General features: G+C 32.2%; 8 protein-coding genes. 1 reads left to right on the top strand and 7 read right to left on the bottom strand.

The features are described from left to right. Window positions 1–100: 100 nt before the first annotated feature. Entirely contained in the window at window positions 101–451 is a 351-nt protein-coding gene (locus tag ACRC03_RS01590) for an IS630 transposase-related protein (RefSeq protein ID WP_438650800.1), read from the bottom strand. Between the two features lie 21 nt (window positions 452–472). Here ACRC03_RS01590 and ACRC03_RS01585 point away from each other — a divergent pair, with 21 nt between their 5' ends. Then, window positions 473–1,381 (top strand): hypothetical protein, encoded by a 909-nt coding sequence (locus tag ACRC03_RS01585; protein WP_438650799.1) that lies wholly within the window; start codon window positions 473–475, stop codon window positions 1,379–1,381. A 593-nt stretch (window positions 1,382–1,974) separates the two neighbouring features. Here the strand turns inward: ACRC03_RS01585 and ACRC03_RS01580 are convergent. The 6 genes from ACRC03_RS01580 to ACRC03_RS01555 form a co-directional block, all read right to left on the bottom strand. After that, window positions 1,975–2,448 (bottom strand): hypothetical protein, encoded by a 474-nt coding sequence (locus ACRC03_RS01580; RefSeq protein WP_438650798.1) that lies wholly within the window; start codon window positions 2,446–2,448, stop codon window positions 1,975–1,977. 15 nt (window positions 2,449–2,463) lie between these two features. Then, complete coding sequence (locus tag ACRC03_RS01575; RefSeq protein ID WP_438650797.1) at window positions 2,464–2,937, bottom strand: SPOCS domain-containing protein; 474 nt, start codon at window positions 2,935–2,937, stop codon at window positions 2,464–2,466. Window positions 2,938–3,126: 189 nt separating this feature from the next. Then, entirely contained in the window at window positions 3,127–4,341 is a 1,215-nt protein-coding gene (locus ACRC03_RS01570; protein ID WP_438650796.1) for an SPOCS domain-containing protein, read from the bottom strand. Window positions 4,342–4,359: 18 nt separating this feature from the next. After that, window positions 4,360–4,845 carry a hypothetical protein gene (locus ACRC03_RS01565; RefSeq protein ID WP_438650795.1) on the bottom strand — a complete coding sequence of 162 codons (486 nt, stop codon included), beginning with the start codon at window positions 4,843–4,845 and terminating at the stop codon, window positions 4,360–4,362. A 17-nt stretch (window positions 4,846–4,862) separates the two neighbouring features. Further along, window positions 4,863–5,336 (bottom strand): DUF3794 domain-containing protein, encoded by a 474-nt coding sequence (locus ACRC03_RS01560; protein ID WP_438650794.1) that lies wholly within the window; start codon window positions 5,334–5,336, stop codon window positions 4,863–4,865. A 158-nt stretch (window positions 5,337–5,494) separates the two neighbouring features. Continuing rightward, window positions 5,495–12,951 (bottom strand): DUF7507 domain-containing protein (locus ACRC03_RS01555; RefSeq protein ID WP_438650793.1); only part of this gene is annotated, 7,457 nt, incomplete at its 5' end.

Here is a 12,951-nt window from a genome sequence, read left to right as displayed (position 1 = left end):
GCTCTTGCATATTCTCTATAAATATATTTTTCTACACCTGATTCATCAATATAAACAATGTTATCTTTATCAAAACACTCTATCTCATTTAAATATTTTTCTACTTTTTCAGGACATTGTTCTTTGTATGAAGTGGTCTTTTTTTTCGTGTTATTTTTAGTTTTTTCAATGCTTTTATCACTGCTGTAGTACTACAATCAAATTCTTCTGAAATCTCAATTAAATATGCATCTGGTTTTTTATTTATGTATTCAACTAATTTTTCTGGACAAATTTTTTTTGGTTTTCTAACTCTTACTTTTACTTCTTCTAATTTACCTTCCTTTTCTTTTTCCATCCATTTTATTAGTGATGTTTCAGATATTTTAAAAGTCTTACAAGTATCTTTAAATGTATGACCTTCTCCTCTATATTCGAGTACTCTTTGTTTAAATTTTATATCATATGCCATATTATTTTTATTAACTACTTTATGAAATTTAATACTATTTTCTTAAAGTTATACTACTATACAGCACCAAATGGAATAAATACAGGCACATTAGCAGCTAATCAAGTAGTGACGGTAAGCTTTATGGTAACTGTTAATACAGTACCAACTTCAAATCCTATTCAAAATGATACCACACTTATATATACTTCTACTTTAGTTTCAGGAGCACAAAGTGAAGTATCTAATATAGTAGATACTCAAATAAACTACTCTAATTTAAATGGATTAACTAAGATTGTAGATAAAGATTTTGTAACAATTGGAGATACATTGAATTATACTGTAACACTTGTAAATATTGGGAATACAACTGCTGATAATGTAGTCTTTGTAGATACAGTACCTGATGGTACTAATTTAGTTTTAAATTCAGTAACAGTAAATGGATTGACAATAAGTGGAGTATCACCAAATCCTCCTGGTGTGACTATAGGAACTATACCAATAGGAGGAACTTCAACTGTAACATTTAAGGTATTTGTTAATACTATACCAACTACAAATCCTATACTAAATATAGGAACTGTTGGATATAATTTTATAGTTGACCCAACTTTATTAACAACATCAACAGGTGTTCAAAATACTAATACTGTTGATACTACAATAAATCATGCTGATTTAGGAAATATAGTAAAATTTACAGATGCACAATATGCACAGTGTGGAGATATTGTAACTTATACAATATCTATTCCGAATAATGGAAATGCAGATGCTCTTGATGTAGTATTAACCGACACAGTACCGAACGGAACAAGTTATGTACTAGGATCTCTTGAAGTAGACGGAAATCCAGTTGGTGGAACTCCAGCTAGTATAAATATTGGAACAATACCTGCTGGAAATACTTCAATAGTAACTTTCAAAGTTCAAATTACTTGTTAGAATTTTAATATGATTAAATCCATAGAGAGTCTATTAGATATTGATACTTTCTAGGGATTTTTTTAGTTTTTTTACTAAAATGAATTTTCTAAGGCTAGAAACTTTGCTATTGATAAATCAATTATGGACTGGATTTTAGTATTGGATAGTAACAAATAAAAACTCTGTCATGTTATAGTCAAAAATATAATTAGTTCTAAGCTATATCGTAAAAACTGTTGCTTAAAATAAATACATAATTGTAAACATATTTACAAATGTTTATGTATTTAAAATTAAAAACAAATTTCTAAAAAATATTGATTAATACAAAAATAACAGAATCAATATTTATATATACAAGGGGAATGCTAAGTCTAAACCAGCTATAATTATGGGGTTCAAAAATATTAGAATAAACTCAAAAAATGAGTTTAGAGGAAGGTTTAAAAGCCGCTTTAAAACAAATAGATAAGAAATTGTATGATACGGAATTAATAAATGATAGAGTTACTTGGTTGATTTGTATATAGTATGTATATTTAATATAATTGTACATGAATAGACCTAGAAAACTTTTATTCTAGGCCTTTTTATACACTATAAATTGTTATTTAACAAAAAATTTTAGCATCTAAAATTAATAATACACATTTATGAATGCTTCTTGAATTTAGCTTTCTTTTATAGACGGACTCTATATAAGGCATAATATTTATCTGATTAAATTTTACTAATTCATGAATATTTCGTCCATTTATAAACTCTGGAACTATTATAAAAACACTTTTTAACTCTTCAAAATGCGCTGCATGGACAGATTGAATTTTATTATCTGCTGTGTATATTACTTTTTCTTTAAGCTTAACATTAACCACAAGTTTTATACCACTTAATTTCTGACCTTCATATGAAGTTCCTTTAATTGTCTCAACTACACTAATATTCTCGATTTCAGGCCAGACTAATACATCTAATATATTTTCTATATCGGGTTTTTGAGGATCTATCTCAAGTATTTCACATAAAGACACCTCCTTGAAGTATTTGCTAACTTGTGGCAACATATTTTGTACAGTATAATTCATTTCCAAATTACCTCCTTAACATATGTCTACTGACATGATGAAAGTTATATTAGAGTACACACATCTTGAATTGAATTTTTTTGAAAAAATATCTTCTATACTAATGATTGGAAATATTCTAGATGATGGATTAAAACCTTCTGGAAGAATTATATAACCACAAAATGGAAAGGATGTATTTGCAATATGAACCGATTGAGTTGCTTCATCTGCTACATATGAAATTTTCATATTCATATCGCCAGTTATTGATAATTTATATCCTGTCAGAGTATGGCCTTCTAAGGATGATCCTACTGGTGTTTCAATAACTTCATATTTAACTATATTCGAAGTAACCCATATTTTAACTAATTGCTCTATATCTGGTTTACAACATGGTATATTAAATATATTATCTATATTTAGTTGGTTAATATTCTTTAAATTTAAATTTATGCAGTCATCTATTCCGTGATATTGTATCAATTCTCTACTTATGGAATTCATATTTTTATTATCCTCCTTTTTTATTCAAAGGTTACTTAACCTTTAATATATAATATTCAAAATATGCTCATATTAAACTTATTTTTCGACATTATATATTAAATAAAATTTGTATCATCTGAATTTTCTAGTAAAAAAGGATACACCAGTTGGAGTATCCTTTTAAATGACTGTCACAATCTATTTATATTAGCAAGAAAGTATCTTAGCTACTAGTAATACTGTTGTATTCTTGAAGAAACATCTTTTACTTATAACATTTGAGTAAATATCTTCTACTATTCCCTCAACCTCTATCTTGCTTCCTAACACAAAATCTGGTGGTAATATTATAAAGTTACTAAATGGTACATCATAGTGTGCTGAATGTACTGACTGAGTTGCCTCATCTGCAGTATATTCTATAACTTGTTTTAATACGCCGTGTATTATTAACTTATATCCACTTAATTGCTGACCCTCTGTAGATTTTCCATTTTGGGTTTGTATAACATGGCAATTTAATATTTTTACTTCACCAGTTATATTATTTATGGCTTCTATATCTGGTTTTTGACATGGAATCTCAAGATATTCATCTATGCTTATTTGTCTAAATGTTGATAATGAAACATTTACAGTAGCACTCGCAGTCTCTTGAGCTAGAACTTGTTTGTTTCCGTTAGTTCCATCAGGTAAAGTATAGTTAAAACTTACATTAGCAGAATTTATAATTTCTCCACTACATCCTGATCCAACAACAGTGACCTTATAAACTAATGTTACTAGACCTCCAGGTGCAATAGTTCCTATATTTATACCAGAGGATAGATTAACATTATTTACTACTACTCCATTTATAGTGAAACTTCCATCAATTAATTTAATAGATTTTGGAAGTATATCTTTAAATATTACGTTTGATGCAATTACATTTCCTGTATTTTTAAGAATTACAGTATATGTTATAACATCTTGTATATTTGCTTGTTTAACATCTGCTGATTTTTTAACTGATATATCTGCATTATATAAATATATATCATAAGGAGGGCTTGTGCTCATACCAAGACTTGGCGAGCTAGCTCCTAGCAGTTGATAGTTGAATTCTGAACTAGCTGTATTTGGTATTGTAGTCGAACCTGATGATAATGTTTTTGCATCAAATGATATTGATTTGCTTGCTCCTATTCCTAGCGTACCTATATTAACACCTAATAACATATTTTCTAAGGGCATTGGATTTGAATTTATTTGAACACTTCCATTTATGAATTGTAGCTCTGAAGGTAATAAATCGTTTACAATTACATTTGAAACGGGTATTGTTCCATTATTAGTAGCCATTATTGTATATGTTATAGTAGTTCCAACTATAGCATACTGAGGATTCGATTGTTTTATTAGTGTTACATTTGCACTCATCTACTTACCTCCATTCTCTTAACATAATTTAGCATTTATAAATAATAATACACACTTGTGTACCGTTCTGCTATCTAACATTCTTGGATATACTGCTTCCACATATGGTATTACACTTATCCTTCCTGTACGAACTAAATCACAAGTACTTCTGCCATCCACTTCTGCAGGCAAGACTATGAACATACTTTTTAAAGATTCAAAGTGAGCTGCATGAACCGATTGTGTAGGTTCGAGTGCTACATAAGTTAATTTTTCTTTAAGTCTAACTTCAACTACTAATTTTATTCCTGTTAATCTTTGACCTTCATTTGAAAGACCTTGAACTGTTTCTACTATCTTCATACTTTCTATTTCTGGCCATACCATCATGTCTAAAATTCTTTCCATATCAGGCTTTTGACATGGTATGCTTAATACTTCACAGATTGATTCTTCTTTAAAATAGATTGCCTCTGTAGGCAATACATTCTGGACACAATTATTATTAGGTTTGCAAATCATAATCTCAGGCTCCTCCTTTAACAAATATCTGCTACTAAAAGCATTGTTATATTATTATAAACACATCTACAATCCATTTGTTCTGAAAATACATCTTCTACTGCGATAGTTGGGAATATCATAGAAGATGGATTGAAAGTAGCTGGTAGTACTATATAACTACAGAATGGGAATGTAGTGTGTGCTGTATGAACAGATTGTGTAGGTTCATCTGCTACATACTCAACCTTTAATTTCATATCACCAGATACTAAAAGCTTATAGCCTGTTACTTCTTGACCTTCTAAAGAGATTCCTACTGGTGTTTTTACTACTTCATGATGCTCTACACAAGGCTCTACTGAAACTTTTATTACTTGCTCTATATTAGGTTTTTGACATGGTATACAGAATATATAATCTATATTAAACTGTTTGAAATTTTTGATGTTTGTATATTGGCAACTATCTATGCCTTGATACGAAATGAGACTTCTTTGTACTGAACCCATCTATATCCTCCTCTTATTTTTTAATAGAATAGTATATACTTTAATTGATATATACTATTCTATTTTAATTTTATTGATTTGTTTCATAATTTAACTTTTCAGTTACTAATATAATACTCAATATATGGACTACCTGTTCCTTAAATATTAAATATTATTTAGCAACATAATATTTTTGCTGTTATTATTACTGTTGCATTACTAAAGAAGCATCTTTCATCTATTACATTTGAGTAAATGTCTTCTACTATTCCTTCAACATCTACTTTACTTCCTATTATATAATCTTCTGGAAGCATTATAAAGTTGCTAAATGGTGTATTAAAGTGTGCTGAGTGTACTGGTTGAGTTGGCTCATTTGCAGTATACTCTACTACTTGTTTTAATCTACCGTGGACTACTAGTTTGTATCCAGTTAAATGTTGACCTTCACGAGATGTTGCTTCTTGAGTTTGTATAATGTGGCAATTTAATATCTCAATTTCACCTTTTACATCATTTATAGATTCGATGCAAGGTTTTTGAGGCGGTATTTGAAGTTTTTCTTCAATACTTATTTGTCTGAATGTTGATAAAGCAACACTTATAGTAACACTTGATGGATCACTTTGAATACTTCCAATACTTCTATCAGGTAATAAATATTTAAATATTGCACTCGCCGAGTTAGTTAAATAGCCACTGCATCCACATGCTGATCCTTTTACCTTAACTTTGTAAGATACAACTTTTCTAGTTCCTGCAGGTATATTTCCTATATTAACTCCAATAGTAGGCTCTACACCATTTATTACTATTCCATCTACAGTAAATGTTCCATCTATTAAAGTAAGACCCTTAGGAAGTACATCTTTAAATATTACGTTAAGTGCATCTACGTCTCCATCATTTATAACATTTACAGTATAAGTTACTGTTTCTCCTATAAATACTGATGTTTTATCTGCAACTTTTTTAACTGCAATATGAGCCACCTTAATAATTAATGTGAACGCATTACTTGTTGCAGTTGCTTGTTGTGGTGGTGTATCTGGTAAAGTAAAGCTATAGTTTCCTATTACAGTATTAACTATAGGAGTATCACTTGGAGCTACAACTTTTGCCTTAAATGTTATAGTCTTATATTCACCAATCTGTAGTGTACCGATATTAACTCCAGATATTATAGTTTCATTTGGATACTCTATACCATCTATTGTCACGCTGCCTGCTATAAATTCGAGTTCAGATGATAGTATATCTAAAATAGTTACATTATCTAATTTAATACCATTTAATAATAAGTCTCCAGTATTTTTAGCAACTATACTATAAGTTACTGTGTCTCCTACTACTGCATAGCTCTTATCTGCACTCTTAGTAATTGTAAGCTGTGGGTTATAAACTGTAACACCCTTAGGATCAGTAGCTGTTTTTTGTATTACTTCTGGTGGGAACTTAGGGTCCGGTACAATAGAGAATGCACCATCGATTATGTTAAAGTATTTACCTGAAAGTGGAGCAATTACTTTAACTGTTATAACCACAATCTTAGTTTCACCTACAGCTATAGGACCTATTGGAATACCTAACGCTATATTTCCAGGAGTTATTACTCCATTTACTGTTACTTGAGTAACAATAATTGATGCTGGTAGAGTATCTTTTACTACTGCATTAGTTATCGCTATATCACCATTGTTAGTAGCTGTTACAGTGTAATTAAATGTGTCGCCAACTTTAACAGAAATTTTATTTGAAACCTTGTTAAATACTATAGATGGTTGATATATCTTAACATGATTTACATTACTTACGTCACTTGCACTTTCAGTAGGTGCTCCTGGTAGTGTATATTGATAATCTACAGTCGATTGATTTGTTAAGTCTCCACCAACAGGTACTGAAAGAACTTGTGCAGTGAATTTAACAACTACAATCTGACCAACTAATATAGGTCCTATATTAACTCCAAATGTTATATCTCCTACTGTTGGTACTCCATTTATAGTTAAATTATTAGTATATTGTAAGCTTGGATTTAACAGATCTTTAACTACTACGTTAGTAAGATCTATTTGACCATCATTTACAAGAGTTACAGTGTATACGATACTATTTCCAACTATTGCTCCAACTCTATCACTACTCTTAGTCGCAACTATATTGTGATATAAATTAGGAATAGTAATTGTGTTAGTTGGCGTACTTGCACTCTTCTCTGGCTGTGCTGGGTCTACTACATACTTATAATTAATCGATGCTTTATTCACTACATTCGATGGTATTGTTGCTGTTGTTTTAACATCGAATGTTACTGTTGATGTTTGATTTACACCTATTATTCCAACATTTATTCCTGTATTTGGATTAGCGCCTGGATCGCTTACTCCATTTACTAAAACTGATCCATTTACAAAAGTAGTTGGTGCTATTATTGTGTCTAATACAATTACATTATCTATTTGAACATTTCCAGTATTCTTAGCAGTTATTGTATAAGTTATTACATCGCCCTCTGTAGTTTGAACTCTGTTAGATGTTTTAACTGCATCTTGTGGAAGTATTACTCCATGATTTACTTTAGTATCCACTGGTGCTGTAATTCCAGTTCCAACTGCTCCATTTGGTATACTTGGATCTACTGTATATTGATAAGTTACTCTTGCTATATTTGACATTGGGTCAGGAATTGGTATTGCAACTACTTTAACTTTAAATACTATTGTTTTTGTCTGACCTGAGTTAATAGTTCCTATACTTATACCTATATTTGGATTACTTGGATTAGCTACACCATCTACTGTAAGTGTTCCAGATTCATAAACAGCTCCATTAGGTATAGCATCTGTAACTACTACATTATTCGCTGCAGTATTTCCAGTATTCTTAGCAAGAATTGTATAAGTTACAAAATCTCCTATATCTGCATAAGCCTTATCAGCCAATTTTACGAAACTATTGTTTGGAATTGTAGGTCCACCTATTATAGCTTGATTTATACCAGTATTAACTCTATTAGTATTACCAGAACCATTTGCTCCGTTTGGGATACCTGGGTCCTTTGTAAACGTAAACTTAACAGTTGAATCATTTGGTATTGTTCCAGTTACAGGTATTGTATTAACAACAACTTGGAATGTTACAGTTGAAGATGCTCCTGCATTTATAGTTCCTACTGGTATTGAACTTGGTGGATTTGGATTTGTTCCTGGTTGAGGTACTGCGTTTAATGTTACTGAATTTGGTACAAATGTTGTTCCAGTAGGTATAGTATCACTGAAGAATACATTGTTAGCTGCAGTATTTCCAGTATTTTTCATACCTATCGTATAAGTTAAAGTATCACCTATTACTGCGAATTTTGGAGAAACTGATTTTACAAATCCTCCGCCTACCTTATTATCTATTATTGCTTCATTCACACCTGTATCAACTTTATTTGTATTACCTGAGCCATTTACTGGTGGTAAACTTGGATCCACTATATATGTGAATCTTGTAGTTCCAGTATTTGGTATAGTTCCAGTTATTGGAATTGAATTTACTCTAACTTTAAACGTTATAGTTGAAATTACATTTGGATTTATAGTTCCTACTGGTACTCCAGTTGGAGGCTGTGGGCTTATTCCTGGTTGAACAATACCATTTACAGTTACTGTATTTGCAATGAAATCTGTTCCTGCTGGTGTTGTATCTGTAAATACTACATTATTAGCTGCAACGTTTCCAGTATTCTTCAATCCAATTGTATAAGTTATTACATCTCCTATTTGAACATATCCTGGATCTCCAGACTTAGTGAATCCTCCACCATTTACATAATCTATAGTTGCTTGTTTTACTGGTGTATTTAAAGTATTACTATTACCTGAACCAACTGCTCCATTTGGTACTTGTGGATCAACTGTAAATAAATAGTTAACAGTTGAGTCATTTGGTATAGTTCCACCTAATGGTACTGTGTCTACAGTAACTTTAAATACTACTGTTGAACTTGATCCTGCACCTATATTTCCTACAAATACTCCTGTAAATGGAGGGAAATTAGGGTCAGGGTTTGCTCCTATTTGAGCAATACCATTTAAGATTACAGAATTAGTTACAAATGTTGTTCCTGCTGCTATTGTATCTGTGAATATTACATTGTTAGCAGTTGTATTTCCAGTATTTTTCATACCTATTGTATAAGTTAAAGTATCTCCAACTTTTACATATGATGGATTTCCTATCTTAACCATTCCGCCACCGTTATTGTAGTCTATAGTTGCTTGCTTTACTGGTGTCTGAGTAGTATTAGAGTTACCAGATCCATCTTCTCCATCTGGTAAATTAGGGTCTCTTGTAAACTTAAAGTTAACAGTTGAGTCATTTGGTATAGTTCCATTTACTGGTACTGAATTTACAACAACTTGGAATGTTACTGTAGAAGTAGCACCTGCATTTATAGTTCCAACTAATATTCCTGTTGGAGGTTGTGGACTTTCGCCTAGTCTGTTTGTTAAATCTACAAATACTGAATTTGGTACAAATGTTGTTCCTGATGGTATTGTATCTGTAAATACTACATTATCAGCAGCAGTATTTCCTGTATTTGTTAAGCCTACTGTATAAGTTAAAATATCTCCAACTTTTACATATGCTGGACTGAATGATTTAACCATTCCACCACCATTTCTATTATCTATTATTGCTTGATTTACTGGTAACGTAGCAGTATTACTGTTTCCAGAACCAGTTGCTCCATTTGGTACACTTGGATCTGCTGTAAACGTAAAGTTAACAGTTGAATCATTTGGTATAGTTCCACCTACTGGTATTGAAAGTATCGTAACTTTAAATGATACTGTTGAAACCGCTCCTGGTCCTATACTTCCTACTGGTATTGAACTTGGTGGATTTGGTGTTGCTCCTGGTCTAGGAACATTATTTACAGTTACTGAGTTAGCTACAAATGTTGTTGAACTTGGTATAGTATCACTGAAGTATACATTGTTAGCTGTAGCATTACCTGTATTTTTAAGTCCTACTGTATAAGTTACAGTATCTCCAACTTTTGCATATGCTGGATTTACTGATTTAACCATTCCGCCACCGTTATTGTAATCTATAGTTGCTTGGTTTACGCCTATAACTACAATATTAGTATTACCTGCTCCAACTGTATCATTTGGTGTATTTGGATTTACTGTAAAAGTGAAGTTTGTTGTACCTGCATTTGGTAAAGTTCCACCTGCTGGTACTGTGTTTACAATTATCTTGAATGTTACTGTAGAAGTAGCACCTGGTGCTATATTTCCTACTGGCATTCCACCTGGAGGATTTGGATCTGCTCCTGGTTGAGGTGCTCCATTTAATGTTGCTGAATTTGCTACAAAGCTTGTTCCTGGAGGTATAGTATCAACCAAGATTACGTTGTTAGCTTGAGTGTTACCAGTATTTTTCATACTAATTGTATAAGTTACTGTTCCTCCTAGTTGTACTGCTGATGGACTTGCTGTTTTTATAAATCCTACATTAATTGTATCAGTAGTTATAATCGCTTCATTTATTGGTGTATTGATAGTATTAGTATTACCTGAACCTTTTGCTCCGTCTGGTACAAGTGGGTCTACTGTAAAGTCATACTTAACAGTTCCTGTATTTGGTACAGTTCCCGTTGGAGGTACTGACACAACAGTTACTTGGAATGTTACTGTTGAAATAGCTCCTGGTCCTATACTTCCTACTGGCATTCCTACTGGAGGTACTGGACTAGCTCCTGGTTGAGGTATTGAATTTAATGTTGCTGAGTTTGGTACAAATGTTGTTCCTACAGCAATAGTGTCTGTGAATATTATATTATTTGCAGTAGTATTGCCTGTATTTTTCATACCAATTGTATACGTTATTACATCTCCAACTTTTGCATATGATGGGCTTCCTGATTTTACGAATCCGCCACCATTTGTATAATCTATAGTTGCTTGATGAACTGGTAATGTTGCAGTATTACTGTTACCAGAACCAGGTACTGGAGGCGCAGTTGGAACAACTACATAATTGAAATTAATAGTTGAATCATTTGGTATATCTCCACCTACTGGTACTGTATTTACAGTTACTTTAAATGTTACTGTTGAAGTTGCTCCTGCATTTATAGTGCCTACAGGTATTGAACTTGGAGGATTTGGTGTTCCAGCTACTGCTCCACCATTTACAGTTACTGAATTTGGTACAAATATCGTTCCTGCTGGTATTGTATCACTGAAGTATACATTGTTAGCTGGAGTGTTACCTGTATTTTTAAGACCGATTGTATAAGTTACAGTATCTCCAAATTTTGCAAATGCTGGATTTACTGATTTATTCATTCCGCCACCATTTGGATAATCTATAGTTGCTTGTTTAACTGGTGTTTGTAGTGTATTTGAATTACCTGATCCTGCTTCTTGATTTGGGAAGTTTGGATCTTTAGTATAAACAAAGTTTACTGTAGAATCATTTGGTATTGTTCCACCTGTTGGTATTGAAACCACAGTTACTGCAAATGTTACTGTTGCTGTTCCACCTGCTCCTATATCTCCAACATTTATTGGAGGTGCTGGCACTGGATTTATTGTTCCAACTGGTGTAGTATCTGTGAATACTACATTAACTGCTGTAGTGTTACCACTATTTTTAAGAACTACTGTATAAGTTAATGTGTCTCCTAGTTTTACAACTGATGGGCTTCCTGATTTAACCATTCCACCGTTAGCTTTATCTATAATTGCTTCGTTAGCTGGTGTAATTACTTTATTTGAATTACCGCCGCCAGTTGCTCCATTTGGTACACTTGGATCTGCTGTAAACTTAAAGTTAACAGTTGAGTCATTTGGTATAGTTCCGCTTGCTGGAAGTGTAACTACAGTTACCTTAAATGTTACTGTAGAGATAGCTCCTGGTCCTATAGTTCCAACTGGTATTGAACTTGGAGGATTTGGTGTTCCAGCTACTGCTCCACCATTTACTGTTGCTGAATTAGCTACAAATGTTGTTCCTGTTGGTATAGTATCACTAAATGTCACACTAGTAGCTGTTGCATTTCCAGTATTTTTAAGTCCTACTGTATAAGTTATAACGTCTCCTAATTTAACAGCTGCTGGAGTAAATGATTTTATCATTCCGCCACCATTTGTATAATCTATTGTAGCTTGATTTACACCGATTACTGCTGTGTTAGTATTTCCTGATCCTGGTACAGGTAATGCACGTGGGTCTACTATATAATCAAAGTTTACTGTACCATCATTTGGTATAGTTCCACTTGCTGGAATTGTATTAACAACAACATTGAATGTTACTGTAGAAGTAGCTCCTGGTCCTATACTTCCAACTGGTATTGAACTTGGAGGATTTGGATCTGCTCCCGGTATAATTACACCATTTACTGTTACTGAATTTGGTACCGTTACAAATGTTGTTCCTGTTGGGATAGTATCACTTAAGAATACATTGTTAGCTGTCGTATTTCCGGTATTTGTAAGTTTTATTGTATAAGTTACAACATCTCCAACTTTTACAGCTGATGGATTTGCTGATTTTACAAGACCGCCGTCTGGATTATCTATAGTTGCTTGTTTTACTGGTGTTTGAACTTTATTTGAATTACCTG

It is taken from the genome of Romboutsia sp., assembly GCF_051659545.1.
Classification (GTDB): Bacteria; Bacillota; Clostridia; order Peptostreptococcales; family Peptostreptococcaceae; genus JBOFOR01.
The sequence above is the reverse complement of the archived record's forward strand: the minus strand, read 5'-3'. Positions and strand labels throughout refer to the sequence as shown.

Excerpts from the sequence above, each read along its gene's own strand:
- ACRC03_RS01590 (WP_438650800.1), bottom strand. The coding sequence starts at position 451 with ATGGCATATGATATAAAATTTAAACAAAGAGTACTCGAATATAGAGGA.
- ACRC03_RS01585 (WP_438650799.1), top strand. The coding sequence starts at position 473 with ATGAAATTTAATACTATTTTCTTAAAGTTATACTACTATACAGCACCA.
- ACRC03_RS01580 (WP_438650798.1), bottom strand. The coding sequence starts at position 2,448 with ATGAATTATACTGTACAAAATATGTTGCCACAAGTTAGCAAATACTTC.
- ACRC03_RS01575 (WP_438650797.1), bottom strand. The coding sequence starts at position 2,937 with ATGAATTCCATAAGTAGAGAATTGATACAATATCACGGAATAGATGAC.
- ACRC03_RS01570 (WP_438650796.1), bottom strand. The coding sequence starts at position 4,341 with ATGAGTGCAAATGTAACACTAATAAAACAATCGAATCCTCAGTATGCT.
- ACRC03_RS01565 (WP_438650795.1), bottom strand. The coding sequence starts at position 4,845 with ATGATTTGCAAACCTAATAATAATTGTGTCCAGAATGTATTGCCTACA.
- ACRC03_RS01560 (WP_438650794.1), bottom strand. The coding sequence starts at position 5,336 with ATGGGTTCAGTACAAAGAAGTCTCATTTCGTATCAAGGCATAGATAGT.